At 37.1% G+C, this 19,791-nt stretch carries 20 protein-coding genes; 14 read left to right on the forward strand and 6 right to left on the reverse strand.

Annotated features, from left to right (window positions below; genetic code table 11):
- The first annotated feature begins 65 nt into the window (after positions 1–65).
- The 4 genes from H9Q20_RS05770 to H9Q20_RS05785 all read left to right on the forward strand — a co-directional run bounded on the left by H9Q20_RS05770 (position 66) and on the right by H9Q20_RS05785 (position 6,055).
- Complete coding sequence (locus tag H9Q20_RS05770; RefSeq protein WP_187478504.1) at positions 66–2,261, forward strand: TonB-dependent receptor domain-containing protein; 2,196 nt, start codon at positions 66–68, stop codon at positions 2,259–2,261.
- Between the two features lie 197 nt (positions 2,262–2,458).
- Complete coding sequence (locus tag H9Q20_RS05775) at positions 2,459–3,994, forward strand: YifB family Mg chelatase-like AAA ATPase (RefSeq protein WP_187478505.1); 1,536 nt, start codon at positions 2,459–2,461, stop codon at positions 3,992–3,994.
- Between the two features lie 130 nt (positions 3,995–4,124).
- Positions 4,125–5,339, forward strand: coding sequence for a GTPase HflX (hflX, locus tag H9Q20_RS05780; protein WP_187478506.1), 1,215 nt, complete (start codon positions 4,125–4,127; stop codon positions 5,337–5,339).
- Positions 5,339–6,055 (forward strand): DNA alkylation repair protein, encoded by a 717-nt coding sequence (locus tag H9Q20_RS05785; protein ID WP_124642611.1) that lies wholly within the window; start codon positions 5,339–5,341, stop codon positions 6,053–6,055. Before hflX ends, H9Q20_RS05785 begins: the two co-directional genes overlap by 1 nt.
- Positions 6,056–6,091: 36 nt before the next feature.
- Here H9Q20_RS05785 and H9Q20_RS05790 read toward each other — a convergent pair whose 3' ends face one another.
- The 6 genes from H9Q20_RS05790 to H9Q20_RS05815 all read right to left on the reverse strand — a co-directional run bounded on the left by H9Q20_RS05790 (position 6,092) and on the right by H9Q20_RS05815 (position 13,925).
- Positions 6,092–6,592 (reverse strand): superoxide dismutase family protein, encoded by a 501-nt coding sequence (locus tag H9Q20_RS05790; RefSeq protein WP_187478507.1) that lies wholly within the window; start codon positions 6,590–6,592, stop codon positions 6,092–6,094.
- Between the two features lie 39 nt (positions 6,593–6,631).
- The gene (gene polA, locus H9Q20_RS05795; protein ID WP_187478508.1) at positions 6,632–9,457 is read right to left on the reverse strand and encodes a DNA polymerase I; all 2,826 of its coding nucleotides are present in this window, start codon (positions 9,455–9,457) and stop codon (positions 6,632–6,634) included.
- Between the two features lie 86 nt (positions 9,458–9,543).
- Entirely contained in the window at positions 9,544–10,515 is a 972-nt protein-coding gene (locus H9Q20_RS05800) for a glycosyltransferase family 9 protein (protein WP_124642658.1), read from the reverse strand.
- Positions 10,515–10,934, reverse strand: a complete 420-nt coding sequence (locus H9Q20_RS05805) for a SufE family protein (protein ID WP_124642605.1) — start codon at positions 10,932–10,934, stop codon at positions 10,515–10,517. The genes H9Q20_RS05800 and H9Q20_RS05805 overlap by 1 nt, the downstream gene beginning before the upstream one ends.
- Positions 10,935–11,025: 91 nt before the next feature.
- A complete protein-coding gene (locus H9Q20_RS05810) occupies positions 11,026–12,135 on the reverse strand; it encodes a glycosyltransferase (protein WP_187478509.1) in 1,110 nt (369 codons plus the stop codon).
- Between the two features lie 2 nt (positions 12,136–12,137).
- Complete coding sequence (locus tag H9Q20_RS05815; RefSeq protein WP_187478510.1) at positions 12,138–13,925, reverse strand: DUF885 domain-containing protein; 1,788 nt, start codon at positions 13,923–13,925, stop codon at positions 12,138–12,140.
- Positions 13,926–14,060: 135 nt separating this feature from the next.
- On the opposite strand from H9Q20_RS05815, the gene H9Q20_RS05820 reads away from it, so the two are divergent.
- From H9Q20_RS05820 to H9Q20_RS05865, 10 genes are all read left to right on the forward strand, one after another.
- Positions 14,061–14,441: a group III truncated hemoglobin gene (locus H9Q20_RS05820; RefSeq protein WP_187478511.1), complete on the forward strand. Its 381-nt coding sequence runs from the start codon at positions 14,061–14,063 to the stop codon at positions 14,439–14,441.
- A gap of 227 nt (positions 14,442–14,668) precedes the next feature.
- The gene (locus tag H9Q20_RS05825; protein ID WP_187478512.1) at positions 14,669–14,965 is read left to right on the forward strand and encodes a hypothetical protein; all 297 of its coding nucleotides are present in this window, start codon (positions 14,669–14,671) and stop codon (positions 14,963–14,965) included.
- Positions 14,966–15,000: 35 nt separating this feature from the next.
- Positions 15,001–15,741, forward strand: coding sequence for a GLPGLI family protein (locus H9Q20_RS05830; protein ID WP_262385587.1), 741 nt, complete (start codon positions 15,001–15,003; stop codon positions 15,739–15,741).
- A 172-nt stretch (positions 15,742–15,913) separates the two neighbouring features.
- Complete coding sequence (locus H9Q20_RS05835; RefSeq protein ID WP_187478514.1) at positions 15,914–16,054, forward strand: hypothetical protein; 141 nt, start codon at positions 15,914–15,916, stop codon at positions 16,052–16,054.
- 149 nt (positions 16,055–16,203) lie between these two features.
- Positions 16,204–16,995: a GLPGLI family protein gene (locus H9Q20_RS05840; RefSeq protein ID WP_187478515.1), complete on the forward strand. Its 792-nt coding sequence runs from the start codon at positions 16,204–16,206 to the stop codon at positions 16,993–16,995.
- A gap of 172 nt (positions 16,996–17,167) precedes the next feature.
- Complete coding sequence (locus H9Q20_RS05845; RefSeq protein ID WP_187478516.1) at positions 17,168–17,461, forward strand: hypothetical protein; 294 nt, start codon at positions 17,168–17,170, stop codon at positions 17,459–17,461.
- Positions 17,462–17,466: 5 nt separating this feature from the next.
- Positions 17,467–17,718 (forward strand): hypothetical protein, encoded by a 252-nt coding sequence (locus H9Q20_RS05850; protein WP_187478517.1) that lies wholly within the window; start codon positions 17,467–17,469, stop codon positions 17,716–17,718.
- Positions 17,715–18,491, forward strand: coding sequence for a GLPGLI family protein (locus H9Q20_RS05855; RefSeq protein WP_187478518.1), 777 nt, complete (start codon positions 17,715–17,717; stop codon positions 18,489–18,491). Before H9Q20_RS05850 ends, H9Q20_RS05855 begins: the two co-directional genes overlap by 4 nt.
- A 171-nt stretch (positions 18,492–18,662) precedes the next feature.
- Positions 18,663–18,953: a hypothetical protein gene (locus H9Q20_RS05860; RefSeq protein ID WP_124642025.1), complete on the forward strand. Its 291-nt coding sequence runs from the start codon at positions 18,663–18,665 to the stop codon at positions 18,951–18,953.
- Positions 18,953–19,732: a GLPGLI family protein gene (locus H9Q20_RS05865; protein WP_187478519.1), complete on the forward strand. Its 780-nt coding sequence runs from the start codon at positions 18,953–18,955 to the stop codon at positions 19,730–19,732. The genes H9Q20_RS05860 and H9Q20_RS05865 overlap by 1 nt, the downstream gene beginning before the upstream one ends.
- Positions 19,733–19,791: the final 59 nt, after the last annotated feature.

A 19,791-nucleotide genomic window follows, 5' to 3' on the forward strand; every position in this document is an offset into this window, starting at 1 on the left:
ATTTGGAGCGTTTTTTTTGTAACAATACAACTCTTTGTTCGTCTAATTAATCATATACAACAAAAATGAACAAAAAAAAGGTATTCGCTATTGCACTGCTGAGTTTTCAAATTTCTTTTGCACAAAATACAGATCAAAAACCCCTAACTAAAGAAAAAAATATCGAAGGTGTTACCATTACCAAAACAAAAAAAGCCGTTGAACAAAAAGCCGACAGAACCATTTTTGATTTTTCCGAACAACCTGTCCTAAACAGTGGGTCGTCTTTAGAAGGCATCAAAAAACTCCCAGGAATGGTAGTTACCGACATTGCCGGAATGATGTACCAAGGGAAATTATTGGAAGTCTATATGGACGGAAGACCTCTGAACATAAACAGCAATGAGCTAACCGCTTTTTTGGAAGGCATGCCTGCTAGCGCCATTGAAAGAATAGAAGTGATCACTCAACCCGGAGCCGAATTTCCGGCAACTTCTGGAGGTGCCATCCTAAACATCATCACATCCAAAAAGTCCAAAAGCTATTTGACAGCCACCTATTCTGGAGGATATCGATTTTCCAACTACGATAAGTTCAGAAATAAATTTAACAACAGTATCGTCCTCAATTCAAAAAATAAATTCTTTGGTTGGCAATTGAGTGCAGGACAAAATTATAACGAGTCGTTTAACGAAAATAAAATGGATGGACTTTCCACTGCATTTTCCGACAAATATGCTCGCAGTTATTTTGTAAAAGCAGCCACTACTTTCGACATTGGTCCCGATCGCTTGCTACTCAATTACGATTACAACAACTCTAATAGCGATGCTTACAGCAACTCGGACGGTACATTTCTAATCGAAAACCCTGCGGGATCCAATGTTTTTCTTCCGGAGAAGTACACCAACCTCAGCAAGTCAAAAACCAAAACCGACAGAAACGAATTTACGGCGACCTATCAAAAGAAATTCGATGATAAGAATAAAAAATTAGACCTGAAATTTAATTTCTCCAATCTCAATTCCCAATTTAACCAAAACGGAGTTACAGAGCTTATAAATTACCCAGGAAATCCTAATTATTTAGACATGAAAAACTCATCCAACCAAAAATATTACAACTTCAAGGTAGATTATTCTCAGCCTATCAATATTTTGGATGAAGGTAAAATAAGTTTCGGTGGTTTGTATGAAAAAACAGATTTCACAACGGATTACTTGGATATAAAAAATTTAGATTACCAAAGGCAAACCGCCTCTACCTATGCTGAACTGAATGCCAAATTGAAAAAATTCAGCTTTATTACAGGTGTTCGAGCCGAAAATTATGACATTTCTGGAAAATCGTTAAACTTAAACAATCAATCGTGGTCAGATCTAAAAGCATTCAAGAGGTTTGAACTTTTCCCAAATGCGAGCATTCAGTACGACATTGCACCTTCGCTTTATTTCAATGTTAATTATAACCGAAAAATCTCGTTACCTTCCACCTCACAATTAAATCCTAACAACAACACCTTCCAAAACCCGAATGTAAACATCGGTGGAAACCCGAACATCCAACCAACGATCTACAACAATTTCCAAGCGAAACTTTCGGCCTTCGACTACGCATTTATAAGTTATGATTATAGCATTGTAAACGATCAGGTCATGATGCATGTAGAACGCGATGCATATACGATGAAACAAACCAATGTGAATATTGACAAGCTTACGCAACACAGCTTCAATGTGGGACTGCCACTACCTTTAATGATTTTCACAAAGCCACTTTCAGAGATTATGAAATTTAACTTTAATCCGGACAAAATCAATTTTCTATACTTCTATTCCGGCTATCAATTTCAAGACATCAAGGAGGTTTTGGACAAAAAGGGACTTTGGTTTTTTAACATCAGTGGACAATTTATCTTGCCTTACGACATCAAAGTTTCGCCAACCTTCAGTTATTCAACAAAAGGAAATTATTACTTTTTCCGAGCCGAAAAGCCATTTATGAACAGTGTGGATCTAAACATCAGTAAAAAATTTGATAACGACCGATTGTCCATTAGTTTATTTGCAAATGATATTTTCAACAGCAGTAGAATGAGCGTAAAAACGATGAATACCAACACTCCAATTTACCTAAACGATAGGCGTGACAGTAGAAATTTTGGAATTTCTATTAATTATAAAATTCCTACCAAAAATAAACTTGCCAAAGTAGAACAAAACATTCTGAACACAGAAAACATCAAAGAAGAAAGCGGTAGTATCCTAAACCAAAACAAATAACAACATAAAAGCATTTGATTGACATCTTATGCTATTTCTTTTAAGAGCCTGTTTTAAATTTTATATCCATACAAAAAGGCAGATAAGAAAGATTAGAAACAGCCGAATTGTTATTTCGGTAAAATTTTAAATAGGCTCTAAATGGATTGCTCCGTATTTCATCAAATTTTTATTAAATTTACTTTAAAAACACGGTTATGTTGGTAAAAATATTCGGAAGCGCAATCCATGGTGTTTCGGCACAAACCATCACCATTGAAGTAAATGTGGACACAGGAGGTGTGGGATACCATCTTGTTGGATTGCCGGACAATGCCATCAAAGAAAGCAGCTACAGAATTTCTGCAGCTTTGAAAAATGTGGGTTACAAAATCCCGGGTAAAAAAATCACCATCAACATGGCGCCGGCAGATCTTAGAAAAGAAGGCTCGGCATACGACCTAAGCATTGCCTTGGGGATCTTAACCGCTTCTGAACAAATAACTGCCGAAAACATCGGCGATTACATCATCATGGGCGAACTTTCCTTGGATGGAGGTTTGCAACCGTTAAAAGGTATCTTACCCATCGCCATCAAAGCAAGAGAAGAAGGCTTCAAAGGAATTATCCTGCCCAAACAAAACACCAGAGAGGCGGCTATTGTTAATAACTTGGAAGTCTATGGCGTTGAAAACATCAAAGAAGTCATTGATTTTTTTAATGAAGGAAAGCCGTTGGAAAGAACAGAAATTGACACCCGAAAAGAATTTCAAGATAAAATAAACGATTTTCTCTTTGATTTCTCTGAAGTAAAAGGTCAGGAAATGGCAAAAAGAGCCATGGAGGTAGCTGCAGCTGGAGGTCACAACATTATAATTATCGGTCCACCAGGAAGTGGCAAAACCATGCTTGCAAAAAGAGTTCCGGGCATATTACCGCCACTTACTTTGAAAGAAGCTTTGGAGACCACCAAAATACATTCGGTTGCTGGAAAAATGGGTACAGAAACCTCACTGATGACGACAAGACCTTTTCGCAGCCCTCACCACACCATCTCAGATGTCGCTTTGGTCGGTGGTGGCAGCTATCCCCAACCGGGAGAGATTTCCTTGGCCCACAATGGAGTTTTATTTTTAGATGAAATGCCCGAATTTAAAAGACAGGTTTTGGAAGTGATGAGACAACCTTTGGAAGACCGTGTGGTTACCATTTCCAGAGCCAAATTTACGGTGAATTATCCGGCAAGTTTTATGTTGGTCGCAAGCATGAATCCTTCGCCTTCCGGTTATTTCCCGGACGATCCCAACAACACTTCTTCAGTAATGGAAATGCAAAGGTACATGAACAAACTTTCTGGCCCATTATTGGACAGAATTGACATCCACATAGAAGTGCAAAAAGTAGAATTTGAACAACTCACCGAAAAGAGAAAAGGTGAAAACAGCCACGAAATAAGAAAACGAGTTCTCGCTGCAAGAGACCGACAAACAGAACGGTACAACGAATCCGAAATCCATTATAATGCACAAATGGGACCTAAAGAAATCGAAAAATATTGCGCCTTGGATGAAGTTTCGCAAAGCCTTATAAAAACAGCCATGGAAAAATTAAATCTTTCTGCCAGAGCCTACGATAGGATCTTAAAAGTGGCCCGAACCATCGCCGATTTGGACAATCACGACAACATAAATTCGACCCATATTTCAGAAGCCATACAATACAGAAGCTTGGATAGGGAATTTTGGAATGTTTGATGAGGCTTAATTTTTTCAATTTAAGAAACACCCGACAAAACTGCAACGATTGCAACAATTCCACTTAGGCAATCCATCTTTTTTCAATAACTTTGTGCCGCAGAAACGATGAAGTTTCCGATAAATTTATATGTTAGAAAAAAAGGAACATCTATACGAAAAAGCCGTTTTAGTCGGTGTTATTACCCAATTGCAAGACGAGGAAAAACTCCATGAATACATGGACGAATTGGAGTTCTTAGCCTACACAGCTGGTGCAACTGTAGAAAAAAGATTTACCCAAAAACTGACCATGCCCGACTCCAAAACCTTTGTTGGAAAAGGAAAAGCAGAAGAGATAAAAAATTTTGTGAAAGAAAACGAAATCGGAACGGTCATTTTTGATGACGAACTTTCTCCCTCTCAGCTTAAAAATCTAGAAAGGGATATGGAAGTGAAAATCTTGGACAGAACCAATCTTATTTTGGACATTTTCGCTCAAAGAGCACAAACTTCTTATGCAAGAACACAAGTTGAACTCGCACAATACCAATACCTACTACCGCGACTTACCCGAATGTGGACCCACTTGGAAAGACAAAAAGGAGGTATCGGAATGAGAGGCCCCGGAGAAACAGAAATTGAAACGGACAGAAGAATTATCCGTGACCGAATTACCTTACTGAAAGAAAAATTAAAAACCATCGACAAACAAATGGCTACCCAAAGAAACAACCGCGGGAAAGTCGTTCGTGCGGCATTGGTGGGTTATACCAATGTAGGAAAATCCACCCTGATGAATACCCTTTCCAAATCCGATGTTTTTGCAGAAAACAAACTGTTTGCAACTTTGGATACCACGGTACGAAAAGTAGTCATCGGCAACCTCCCTTTCCTATTGACCGACACGGTGGGGTTTATCCGAAAATTACCTACACAATTGGTGGAATCCTTTAAATCGACTTTGGATGAAGTAAGAGAGGCCGATTTACTGATCCATGTGGTGGATATTTCTCACGAAAGTTTTGAAGACCATATCGATTCTGTTAATCAAATTCTGATGGAAATCGAAGCACATCAAAAACCCATGATCATGGTTTTCAACAAAATAGACGCTTTTGCGTACGAGAAAAAAGACGAAGACGACCTAACTCCTGCCACCAGAAAAAACATTTCTTTGGACGAGTGGAAAAAAACTTGGATGGGAAAATCCAAATACCCAACGGTTTTTATCTCAGCAATTACCAAAGAAAATTTTGCTGAAATGAAAAAGATGATCTACGACGAAGTGCATAAAATCCACATTTCTAGATTTCCGTACAACGATTTCTTGTTTGAATATTTTGATGACGAAGACGATAGATAATGACGAATAGCCAAGAAATTTTAGAAGCATTGAACGATCTTGCCATCAAGGAAAATGTCGAGATCCTATCCCGATTTTTCAAAACTGGAAAAGGCGAATACGGCGAAGGCGATGTTTTCTTGGGTGTGAAAGTCCCAGAGTCCAGGACTGTCGTAAACGCATTTTGGGGCAAAACAACTTTAGAAGATGTTCAAGAACTTTTAGAATCCAAATACCACGAAATGCGTTTGGTAGGCTTGCTTATTTTGGTCAAGAAATTTGAAAAAAGTAAAGATTTAAATATAAAAAAAGAAATTGTCGATTTCTATCTCAAGAATACACGATACATCAACAATTGGGATTTGGTCGACCAAAGCTGTTATAAAATTTTGGGCAACTATTGTTTTGAAAACAAACAAGATAAAATACTCAGAACATTATCCAACTCCGACCAACTATGGGAAAAACGAATTGCTGTGGTAGGAACTCTGTATTTTGTGAAGCAAAATTCTTTTGAACTCACCCAAGAATTGGTTTTGAACAACCTCAACCATCCACACGATTTAATGCACAAAGCCAACGGTTGGATGCTAAGAGAAATGGGCAAAAAAGATGAAACCACACTGCTCAACTTCTTGAATCGAGAGTATCATAAAATGCCTAGAACTTGCCTTAGATACGCAATCGAAAAACTTGAAGAAACGCTTCGGCAAGACTATCTAAAAGGAAGAGTATAAAAAAATGAGGTCGCAATGACCTCATTTTTTATTGTATTACTTGATCTCTACACATCCCACTCTGCCACCGGCATTTCCTGTTGGCTGTGTATGAAAATCATCTTCTTTTGCGTGGATAATAATCGATTTTCCAATAATATTTTTGGTTTCGTCCTTACAGCCAATGCACCATTTGTCCGTTTTGAAAATCAACCTTGCAGTCCCTTCTTTGTCTGCAACCAAATTTCCGATATCCCCCATGTGGTGTTCACCATGATTCCATTTCCCGTGATTGTGGCTTTTAGGATTCCAATGTCCACCTGCAGACATCGCATCCGGTGACGAGCAATCTCCTTTCTCATGAATATGGATGGCATGGATCCCCGGCGTTAGCTTGTATGCATTGATGTCCATGGTTACCGTCTTTCCTTTTTGTATAAAATTTACCGTACCTTGGGTATCCGTTTTGCTTTTGCTTAAAATTTTATAATTTTTTGTAGTTCCGCAAGACACCATGCTCAGGGCAACCGCACCTGCTAAAATTAAACTTCCTTTCATTTGAAATATGTTTTAAATTAATAATTAATTGATATTTTTTTAGTGTGCTTCCAGCCAATTTTTTCCCATTCCAACTTCTACAACAAGAGGGACTTGGGTCTCAATGGCCGATTCCATTTCTTTTTTTATAATAGGGATAACAAGATCCAATTCGTCGTTGGGAGATTCAAATATAAGTTCATCATGAACCTGTAAGAGCATTTTCGTTTTTAACTTTTTCTCTGTAAGTTTTTGGTCGATATTTATCATTGCAATTTTTATGATGTCCGCTGCAGAACCTTGTATCGGGGCGTTCACCGCATTTCTTTCTGCATGGCCTTTTACCACAAAATTATTGGAATTGATGTCTTTCAGATGCCTTCTTCTTCCCAAAATTGTTTCGACAAAGCCATTGGTTCTGGCTTTCTCAACTTGACTGGACATGTAGGATTTCAGCTTGGGATAGGTTTCAAAATAAGCATCGATCATTTGTTTGGCCTCAGTTCTGGAAAGTCCGGTTTGTTCTGCCAATCCAAAAGCTCCTTGTCCGTAAATGATTCCGAAATTAACAGATTTGGCTTGAGATCGTTGGTCTCTACTCACTTCTTCCAATGGAATACCAAACAATTTAGCCGCGGTAGAAGCATGGATGTCTTCGCCATTTTGAAACGCAGAAATCAATTGATCTTCCTTGGAAATTTCAGCAATAATCCTAAGTTCTATTTGCGAATAATCAGCGGAGATCAGTTGGCAACCTTCCTTTGCCACAAAAGCACCACGAATTTGCTGACCTCTTTTTGTACGGATCGGAATATTTTGCAAATTCGGATTTAGTGAAGCCAATCTTCCGGTTGCTGCCGTAGTTTGGGAAAACGAGGTGTGTACCCTGTGATCTTTTGGCGAAATCTGCGTAGGCAAAGCATCTACATAGGTCGATTTCAGTTTTTGATAAGTTCTATATTCCAGAATAAGCGGAACAATCTCGTGTTTGGAGACTAATTTTTGTAAAACATCTTCGGAAGTAGCATACTGTCCGGTCTTTGTTTTTTTGGCTTTGGCATCCAGTTTTAGTTTTTCAAACAAAATATCGCCCAATTGTTTCGGAGAGTTCATGTTGAATTCTTCCTCAGACAAGTCGAATATTTTTTGTTCGAGATTTCGCAAATCATTTTCCAAATCCTGACTTTCTTTATTGAGCCAGTCGGTGTCCAAAGATATTCCTGCCGTTTCCATTTTGGAAAGCACCTTCATCAGTGGCATTTCGATATCGTAGAAAAGATTTTCCAGATTTTCTTTTTTTAATTGAGGAGCAAAAATTTCGAACAATTGGTACACCACATCCGCATTTTCTGCTGTAAAATTGGTGGTGTCGGTCATTTCTATCTCTTGGAAAGACCTTTGGTTTTTCCCTTTTTTACCAAGGACTTGCTCGATGGTTTGCAATTGATAATTCAAATAAATTTCCGAAAGATAATCCAGCCCGTGTCTTCCGTCAGGATTGAGCAAATAATGAGCAATCATGGTGTCGAAAAGATTTCCCTTCAGTTCAATCCCTAGATTTAAAAGTATTTTAAAAACGCCTTTCAGATTGTGCCCCACTTTCAGTAGGTCTTCTTTTTCAAAAATAGGTCTAAAAAGTTCGATAGTCGCGTCTCGATCCTCAGCTATGCTGGAAAAAGGAATAAAATAGGATAGATTTTTTTTGTAAGAAAAGCTCATGCCCAAAAGATCCTCTTCATCCTGTTCTGAAACGAGAAAATGAAGGGCTACCGCTTTTTGGGTGAGAATATTTTGTACCACTATTTTTTGTGCTTTTTCAGTATTGATGTATTGATACAAAGCACGACCGTCTTTAAGTGAAGTTTTGGTTGAGGTTTGTGCATCCAATTCTTCAAAATTTGCGAATAAATCGCCTACAAATTCATTGGCTTTAGGTGATGATTTAGCAGTCGTCTTTTCAGTTTCAGTTTCAGCATTTACCGACTTATCACCTTCAACAGAAAAAGCTCGGTATAGATTTTCAAATAGTCTTCTGAATTCTAATTCGTCAAAGACTTCTCTAACTTTTTCAAAGTCCGGCTGATCCAGATCGTATTGTTCTTGGTGAAAATCGATGGGAACATCGCAAATAATTGTGGCTAATTTTTTAGACAAAATTCCTCTTTCCGCAGATGCTTCTACCTTTTCCTTTAACTTTCCTTTCAGTTGATTGGTGTTGGCCAAAAGAGTCTCAATGCTTCCGTATTCTTTTAGAAATTTCATAGCCGTTTTCTCTCCGACCCCTTCCAATCCTGGGATATTGTCCACCGCATCGCCCATCATGGCGAGGAAATCGATCACTTGTTTTGGATCTTCAATTTCGTATTTGGCTTTCACTTCGTCCACACCCAAGATTTCGATGTCGCCCCCTTTGGATGCCGGTTTGTAAATTTTAATATTATGGGTAACCAACTGTGCAAAATCTTTATCCGGAGTTACCATAAAAACTTCATAGCCTTCCTTTTCTGCCTTGCCTGCAATGGTCCCAATAACATCATCGGCTTCGTAGCCTTCCACTCCCAAAATTGGGATATGCATGGCTTCTAAAATGGTATGAATATAGGGAACTGCAATTTTTATGGCCTCTGGAGTCTCACTACGGTTGGCTTTGTAATCGGCGAAATCTTCAGTTCGTACAGAAGCTTTTCCCACATCAAAAACCACTGCCAAATGGGTGGGTTTTTCTCGTTTTATCAGTTCAATAAGCGAGTTGGTAAATCCAAAAATGGCTGATGTATCCAATCCTTTGCTGGTCAGTCTTGGGTTTCTGATGAGCGCATAATACCCACGAAAAATCATGGCATAAGCATCGATTAGGTAAAGTCGTTTGTCGCTAGGCTTTGTCATAAAACAAAGATATGAAAAACTTAATCGAATGCTTGAAGCAGAATGAATAGAATTTTAAAAAGAGAGCGATTGATGGTGTTAATCCTTTATTGAGGATTCATTTTTTCTACTATTTTATCAATGTTCAATTCATTAAGACAAGCCCAATCGCCTCGGAAACATTCTTTGTCGCCAAAAACCGAACACGGTCGACAAGACAGATCTTTGACCTGCACCACATCGTCTAAGGATTGTCCATAGCCCAGGAAACCCGCATAGGGATGGGTGGCTCCCCAAATGGAAATGCATCGTGTACCGACCAAACTTGCCAAATGCATGTTGGCCGAATCCATGGAAATCATCAGTTCTAATTTTGCGATTTTTTGCAACTCTTGTTTTAGACTGAGTTTACCTGCCAAAGATGTCGCATTCGGAATTTGACTCTCCCATTGACTCAAGAGTTCTACTTCTGATTTTCCACCTCCAAAAAAATAAATTTCATGATCTTGTGCTAGGATTTTTGCCAATTCAAAAGATTTTTCAAGAGGTAGCATTTTGCCTTTGTGTTGGGCAAATGGAGCAAAACCAATTCCGGATTTATGAATTTCTAAACTTCTGAATTGATGTGAAAGATTGACCTCAAAACCCATCTTTCGGAAAACATCGGCGTATCGTTCTACGGTGAGCTTCAGTTGGATTTTGTCCAAATTCCAAATGTTGGTCAACTGTTTTTTTTCGTCTTTGCCTTTATTGATTTTGAATACTTTATTACCTTTTCTCGCTAAAAATTTTGAGAGCATTTTGGATCGAATAACATCGTGCAAGTCCGCCACAAAATGAGGTTTGTACTTTTGATGAAGCTCTTTTGCCAATTTCATCAACCCAAAATATCCTTTGTATTGATCTAAGTCTGTACCGTGAAATGAAAATCTTGGAATGTCAAAAAACAAATCCTCGAAATTTTTTCTGGATACCATCACGATTTCTACTTCTGGGTTTTGTTCCAGAAACTCACGGATTACGGGTGCCGTCATGGCAACATCTCCAAAGGCAGAAAAACGGTATGCTAAAATCCTGATCATGCTTTTAATTGATAGGCTACGGCATAGAATTTTATTTGCTTGGTCATCGCCATAAGTCCATTGGCTCGAGTTGGAGAAAGAAATTCTTGCAGTCCGATTTCTTCAATAAACTTAAAATCCGAATCCATAATTTCCTGAGTGGTATGTCCCGAATAGATGGACACCAAAAGAGCAACAATCCCTTTAGGAAGTATCCCGTCGGAGTCTGCATTGAAAAAGAGTTTTCCGTCTCTAAATTCTGGATCGATCCAAACTTTGGACTGACAGCCTTTGATCAGGTTTTCATCTTTCTTTTTATCTTCCGGCATCCCAACCAAGGACTTGCCAAGGTCGATGATGTATTCGTATTTTTGTTCCCAATCGTCCAAAAAATCAAATTCTTCTACTATTTCTCTCTGCTTTTCTTGTATGGTCATCTTGAATCTTATCTAAAGGACAAAGATAAGGCATTTAAGACAAGTGAATGCACATTATGAAGGGTTGATTTAAACAAGAATTAAAATGAAATTAAAAATTTTCTTGAACCACCTTTTCATAAAGTTGTAGCAATTTCGGCGTTTCGTTTTCCCAACAAAGATCTTGGGCAGCCCTGTTGAGTTCGTTTTGATAAACCGATTTACCACGCTTCAGAACCAAGCTAATTTTCTCGGCCAATTCTTGCTCGCTGTGGTTTTTAATCGTTTCGCCTACTTTATATTGGCTGATTATTTTTTTCATTTCCGGAAAATCAGAACAGACTACCGGAACACCAACCTGTATGTAATCTGAAATTTTATTGGGCAAAGAGTAGTAGTAACTAAGACCACCGTTTTCTTCAATACTCAAGCCTACATTGGCTTTGGGAGTGATTGCTCTTAATTCAGTTGGGTGCTTTTTTCCTAAAAATTTCACCTTATCCAGAAGATTGAGTTTCTTGGTCAGCTCCACATACTCGGTATATTTCGGACCGCCACCTACGATCCAAAGCACGGCATTATCAATCCACTTCATGGCGGGGATCACTTTATCCAATCCACGAGACGGATTGATGGCACCTTGGTATAAAATAATTTTAGGATTGTTTTCAGAATTGTGCACTTCAGGATTCAGACTCATTTTCATTGGCAAATTTCGGATGACCAATGGCATTTTGATGTGGTATTTTTTTGCATACCAATCGGCATAACTGGCATTTGCAGTCATCATGTATTTTAGATTCGGAATGCAATATTCTTCTAAAAGTTGCCAAATTCTCTTGGTCCATTTCCCTTGTAAAGAAGGCATCTCTGTGAAAATCTCGTGACTGTCATAGATCAACGGAAGCTTTTTCTTTTTGGAAATCAACAGATTGGGATAGATGGTTTCTAGGTCGTTCGCCACCAGAATGCAATTTTCTTTAGCTTTTGACCTTAACAGCTTATACAGTTTTAGATTGTATTCTACATAAGCAAACTTCAACGATTTTGATTTTAATGAAATTCTCGTAAAAGGATACGGCCTTTTCAATTCGGGCAATCCGTCCCAAGAAGAACCAATCAATTCTACTTGATAGCCGTTGTCGTATAAGGTTTTACAAATTTTTTCTACTCGTTGGTCGGTCAATAAATTGTTAAAAACCGATACAATTACCTTCGTCATTTTTATTGTTTTTTAGCCCAAACAGCCATTTTTCTATCCAAGACATCCAACGGAAGGCAGCCTTGACTGAGCACTTCGTCGTGAAATTTTGCAATGTTAAATTTTGCTCCCAAATCTTTGCTGTACTTTTCCCTAAGTTCAAGAATTTTTAAAGCTCCAATTTTATAGGCCAATGCTTGTCCAGGCACCGCCATATACCGTTCTACAGCTGCTGTGGCATTGGCTTCGGAGTCGGCGATGTTGTTCAGATAATAGGCTATGGCTACTTCTCTGGGCATCATACCGGTATGGATTCCCGTATCGATCACCAGACGAACAGCACGCAACATCTGATCGTTCAGGTAGCCCATTTTTTGATATGGATTTTTGTACAGACCCAATTCAGGGCCTAATGTTTCACAATAATGCGCCCATCCTTCGCCGTAAGCACCTATCCAACCGAAGCGCATGAATTTTGGTAAACTTTTATTCTCTTGTTGCAAAGAAATTTGATAGTGATGTCCAGGAATGGCTTCGTGCAAAAATAAAGATTCCATACCTGTGGTGACATTAAATTTTTTAGGATCAGGAAGCGGAACATAAAAAACACCCGGTCTCTTTCCGTCAGGAGTTCCTTGTACATACTCGGCACTGGCTGTGGTTTCTCTAAATTTCTCGGTAGCTCGAATTTCGAAAGGAGTTGTGGGTGTTACATTAAAATATGTTTTTAAATGCGGACTGATGGTCGATAATATTTTCTGAAAGTCGTCCAAAATTTCTTGTTTCGTTTGATAAGGCATCGCTTTAGCATCTTTGGTAAAACTTTGGATAAAGTCTGCCAAAGAACCCTGAAAACCAACCTCATCTTTCACCTTTAGCATTTCGGCACGGATGACTTCCACTTGTATTTTCCCAATTTGAAAAATATCTTCCGGCGTTTTATCGGTCGTGGTCCAAGATTTTACCAAATGTTTGTACATCCCATCTCCGTTTGGTACGGCATTCATCCCGTCGGTTTTTCTTGCATTGGGCAGGTAATTTTTCTCCAAGAAATCGCCCATTTTTTTGTAGGAAGGAACGATCGCCGACAGAATAACCTTCTGATACCTTAGGCTTAGATCTTCTCTTTGTTCTTGGTTGAAGTCTGCGGGAAATTTCCTAATCGGCCCAAAGAAAATGTTTTTATCCACGGAAGTAGAGGTCAATTCTTCAGCTTTCATCTGGGTGATCATTTTTTGCACCAAAACTTTTGGCAAAACCAGTCCGCTATCCATTCCTTTTTGAAAGTTGATTTCGGCCTGATCCATCCATCTTGGAAATTGCTCCATTCGTTTCAGCCAATCTTCGTAATTTTTTATCGTTTCAAAAGGCTGACCTCCCTCTCCAGATCCCAAAAGCGGAAAATCCAACGGCAATCCTTGAAATTGCGTAAAGGGAAGCAGCTGAAAGGGATAGTCCAATGCTTGTAAATGATCGCTTACTTCGTATTTCAGCACATCGTACACCACCTTATCCTCATCGGAAAGTGCGGAGTAATTTATTTTTTTTAATTGAGCAGCCACTTGGGTATAAAGCGATTTTTCTTGCCCCAAAAATTCATCGCCAATATCAATGGGCAAGATGTCGTTGTAGCGCAAATCCCCTTGAGAAGTCGCTTCCAACGGATGAAGTTTTAGATAATCTTCATAATACCGATCTGCAATTTGTGCCAATTCTTTGGATTTTTGTGCTGTTTTTTCTTTTTTGGTACACGCCCATAATCCCAGAAGCAATCCGGAACTTAAAATGATACGAAAGATTGTTTTTTTCATCGCCCAAAGTTTATGCAGGCTAATTTAAAAAAATAAACGACAACTTCGTCTTTATTAAAGAAGCAAGAGCATTTTCCATAACGGCAATCTTTAAAAACTATTGAAAAACGAACGATAAAAATGTAATTTTGCAAAATGAAACAGCTTGAAAACAGAGACGATATCGTATTTTTAGTGAATGCTTTTTACAAAAAAGTGGAACAGTCCAGCATTGGTTTTTTCTTTAACGATGTTGCCAAAATCGATTGGGGACACCACCTTCCCAAGATGTATGACTTTTGGACCACTCTTTTGTTTGGCGAGGTTGCCTACAAAGGAAATCCTATGGCGGCACACTTTCCCATCAACAGCATGGTAGCCATGGAAAAGAGCCATTTTGAAACTTGGATAAAAATTTGGACAGAAACCGTTATGGAACATTTTGACGGAGAAGTGGCCGAACTTGCTGTTTACAAAGCCAACAACATAGCCCTACTGATGGGACACCGTATGGAAATTGCAAGAAGATTGAGCTAATCAAAGATTTTAAAAAAATATCCTTCGAATGGGAGACCGCACCTGCTAAATTTTAATACATTTGCAATAAATAACAGCAAAATACCGTTATAACAACAGTACTTATTTAACATAATAAAATATTTAATAAAAATTACCGCTTTTTCTTGCGCAATTGTTTTTTTTGCTTTGTCAAATCTTTGCAAAGATGAAAATTAAATATTAACAATTATTAAACAAAAAAAACAATGAAAAAATTAGCATTAGGGCTGCTCTTAACAGCCGGTATCTGCGGAAACGCTTGGGCAAGTGAGGGGAAGATTAAAGAGAAAATAGAAAGCAATTGTCATCACAGAACCGTTACCGAATATTACGACTATTGTGGGCGTTTTGTTGGAGCTACATATTCTCCTGTCGTAACCTATCCTTGCGGAGAAGGACAAAGTGAAAACACCATTGAAGAAAAGATTATACGAGAAAACCTTCCAAAACCGGAAAATTCGAAACCTTGTACAAATATTAAAAAATCAGAATCTTTTGCATGATGATGAAATACAGATTTTTAATAGCACTATTTTTTATGTATCATTGTATTAATGCGCAAAGCGACAATATCGTTACCGAATACAATACGGTACTAAGTGGGCGCATCAATGGTAAATCCTTACTATACACAAAAGGGGAAAATAATTATTTCTTTTTTTCAGAATCAGACATGGGACTTCATGATTTAACCAAAGGTCATTCTGAATTTAACCCGTATTTTATGTTTTCATTTAATGCTAAAGATCTGTTTTTTCTTCAAACCATGCCATACTTTTTTTCCGACAAATTAGCATTAAAAGAAGAGTTGACAAAAGATTCGGCAAGTTTACCAAACTGGAAAACAAGCACTGAGACCAAGGAGATACTCGGGTACAAATGCAAGAAAGCAAGTACAAATTTCCGAGGAAGAGATTGGATCGTTTGGTATACAACCGAATTGCCGAACATGATTTTCCCATGGAAACTTACAGGTCTCCCAGGAGCAATCCTTGAGGCAACAGAAGGTGATAAACTGTTTTCATTTAAAATAAACAACCTGATACTAAATTATAAAAATGATATTTTAGAAGATGAAATAAAATTTTTCGAAAAAAATTCAATAGAACCCATTGATTATCGGTTGGTAATTGAAAACAAGAACAAAGATTTAATATTTTTACGAGAGAGGGAGGCAGCGTCTCATCAAAACTCCAATTCGTATTCGAATATTGAAGAGTTGAAATATTCTGAACTCGAAAAAACCTTCGAATGGGAAACTTCGCCTGTTAAATTTTAATACATTTGCAATAAATAACGGCAAAACACCATTATAACAACAGTACTTATTTAACATAATAAAATATTTAATAAAAATTACCGCTTTTTCTTGCGCAATTGTTTTTTTTTTGCTTTGTCAAATCTTTGCAAAGATGAAAATTAAATATTAACAATTATTAAACAAAAAAACAATGAAAAAATTAGCATTAGGGCTGCTCTTAACAGCCGGCATCAGCGGAAACGCTTGGGCAAGTGAGAGAAAAGCAGATGTGAAAATAATAAAAAACAAATGTAATAAACTGTACCATTTATACAACGGTTACAACTTATGATTCTGAAGGGAATCAGGTCGGTCAGCCTTCTACCTACTGCAGTCAAGGAAGTGGGGCAGATTGTGATGGGGCAGTAAATGGAGAAGTGAGATATCAGCAATCTGTCAGGATTAGTGGGAAACAAGTTAAGACACTAAACTAATTATATAATGAAAAGATTACCGATTTTGTTAATGATTTTATTATCATTATTTAGCAATGCTCAACTCAAATATGCAATTTTTGAATACAATGAAGTACGACAAAGTAAAGCAACTCCTAACATGACGAATGGTTTTCTCATAATACCTTCCAATGAGAGCAATACTTCTCATTATATGACATATGGTTCTGCTAATAAACAAATTTCATTTGATGAAATAATAAAAGATTTAAAAATTAACTTAATCGGTGGTCTTTTTCTGATTCAAAAAAATGAATATTGGGTAAAAACTAGCTTGCCAATAGAAAATACTACATTAATAAGAGATGAAAAACCAAATTTTAAATGGAAAATATTAAAAGAAAAGAAAGAAATTTTAGGCTATGACTGCACTAAAGCCATTGGGGATTTCCGAGGAAGAAATTACACAGTCTGGTTCACAAAAGAGTTGCCCTTTCAACTAGGGCCTTGGAAACTAAGTGGTTTGCCCGGGATGATATTAGAAGCAGAAGATGACTATAATCTTGGCAGGACATATCTCATAAAAAAAATTGAACTGAATAAAGAATTAGAATTCCCAAAACCACTAACGCAATATTTCGAAAGTCTAAAAAATGAAAAAACAAGCTTTAAAGAATTGATTGACTTAGAGAATACATTTCTTAAAGAATTGCGTCAACAGATAGCAACATTGGTACCGATTGGTTCAAAAATAATAAAAACAACAGAATCTGACTTTGTAAGGGCTGGAGAAAAAGAGCTCCAATTCGAATGGGAAACCGCACCTGCAAAATTTTAATACATTCGCAATAAAAATGCACGAAATCCCATTGCAATATCATATCTAATTTAACATAATGAAATTTCTGATAAAATATTAGCTTTTTTCTTGCGCAATTGTTTTTTTTTTACTTTGTCAAATCTTTGCAAAGATGAAAATTAAATATTAACAATTTTTTTGCAAAAAAACAATGAAAAAATTAGCATTAGGGCTGCTCTTAACAGCCGGTATCAGCGGAAACGCTTGGGCAAGTGAGGGGAAAAGAAATTTTATTAATGAACCTACCACCTGTTTTGTACAGGTTGTTGTCAATGTCGAAAATGCTTGTGGAGTTTATTTATATTCTATAGCTAGTCCAAAAAGTACAGTAAATTGTTTGCCTGGACAAAAAGCTGGAACAACTACTACTTATTACGAAAGAAGACATGTTAGCGGATGGAATACAGATTCTATTAATGTTCCTAAAGAGAATTGCATAAATTAAGCATCATGAAAAAGATAATAACACTCTTGTCAATTACGATTTTCACTCTAGGATATTCTGAAAACAAAATTCAAAATAAAAAAATGAATAAATCTACAACCTGTTACGCCCAAGTCATCAGACAGTACGAAAACAGCAAAGGAGAATACATGTATTCCGTTCCTGAACCCAAACAAGAAGTACCATGCAAAAAAGGGCAAAATCCAGGCTCAACAACACCCACCTATAAAGTTGTAAAAAGTCAATCTTTAGAATGAAAAATACCATATCTCTATTTTTGCTGAGTTTATCAATTATTGCATACTCCCAATCCAAGATGATTGTGGAGTATGATTATAATTTTGCTCACATGCACGGCATAAAGTCGTTTTTAATAACGGATCATAAAAAGTCGTATTTCTTTTATGTAAACGAACCCGATGTCACCTATAAAACATTGGAGAAAAATAATTTCTTGGGACTGAACAACTATCATGTTTTTGAATATTCACAAAATAATGAAGAAATAAAACAACGGGTTTTCATGATACCCCCAAAAATACAAAACCCAATACCGAAACTTGCTGTTGAAAAATTGGCAGATCTTAAATGGACCATCACCAACAAAACAAAAGAAATCTTGACCTACAAAGCATTTTTGGCAACTGCTGAATTCAGAGGTCGAAAATACAATGCTTGGTTCACAAAAGATCTTCCCTTCAACTTATTCCCATGGAAACTAAAAGGGTTGCCGGGTGTTGTTTTGGAGTTTGAAGATGATGAGGGCTATATAAAAGGAATTGCTAAATTCATTATTTTAAATTCAAATGTTGATTTCCCGACCAAGGTGACTAAATATTTTGATGAAAAAGATACCACCTTCATCATTCCTTTTAAAAAATTGATTGAATACGAAAACGAAGTTTTAAAAATAGAAATGAACAAAATAATAGCCTCCTCACCCAAAGAAACCAAATACGAAATGACAAACATTCGAGATGCCGCTTTAGAAAAAACCTTCGAATGGGAAACCGCACCTGCAAAATTTTAATATATTTGCAATAAACAACAGCAAAATACCGTTATAACAACAGTACTTATTTAACATAATAAAATATTTAATAAAAATTACCGCTTTTTCTTGCGCAATTGTTTTTTTTTGCTTTGTCAAATCTTTGCAAAGATGAAAATTAAATATTAACAATTTTTTTGCAAAAAAACAATGAAAAAATTAGCATTAGGGCTGTTACTAACGGCCGGTATCTGCGGAAACGCTTGGGCAAGTGAGGGAAAAACGGGAATAAAGAAAACAAACAATGAAGGGTGTACGATTTATGCATTGATAAAAATAAAAGACAGCTGTGGAAAACAAGTTGGCACAACATCCACCGTGACCCATGCAACAGGTAAAGATTGCGAAGGAGCACAGATGAATATGCTATTTCCCGTTTATGAAACTACTGTTCCCGGTTGTGCCAGTACACCTGAAAAACCAAACCAATCCATCAACTAATGAAATTCAATTTATTATTTCTATTTATTTTCATTCTGGGCAATGCCCAGAATGAGGTAAATTTTGTTGTTTACACCGAGCGTACACACATCCAAAATCAATCGAAAGTTAGTGACCATGTACTAATGCATAATCAAAAAGAAGCATATTACTTTATCATTAGCAAATTTTCAGAAAACTCGATAAATAGCCAACAGTTTAAAACAAAAGACCCAACAGAAGGTGCGGAAGAACCGTATTATAAAAATTTAGATTCCGCATCCATCTACACCACCCGATATGATTATTACGGTCAGAAATACCACATGATCAAAGACGATTATTCTATAAACTGGAAAATAACAAAGGGCAAATCAAAAAAAATATTGAACTACGACTGCGAATTGGCAGAAGCTGATTTTAGAGGTAGAAAGTGGCAAGTTTGGTTCGCAAAGGATATCCCAATTTCTACTGGACCATGGAAACTACACGGCCTACCAGGTCTTATATTGGAAGCCAAAGACATTGACGGCATTTTTAATTATTCAGCAAAAGAAATTGTTTTAAATTTCTCCCATCCCATTCGCAAAAGCGTACAAGATTTTTTCAATAAAAATCTACCAAAAGCAAAACCAATAACATTTTGGGTAGATCTGGACAGAATAAATAAAAAGAAAATTTTAGAACAAGTGAAAGCAACCCTCCCAAACGGCACTAATATTTCCGAAATATCCGACAATTTGAATCAAGCCGATATGGAAATATCCTACGAATGGGAAACTTCGCCTGCGAAATTTTAATATATTTGCAATAAACAACAGCAAAACACCGTTATAACAACAGTACTTATTTAACATAA

The organism is Amniculibacterium sp. G2-70 (assembly GCF_014353055.1).
GTDB classification, from domain to species: domain Bacteria; phylum Bacteroidota; class Bacteroidia; order Flavobacteriales; family Weeksellaceae; genus Amniculibacterium; species Amniculibacterium aquaticum.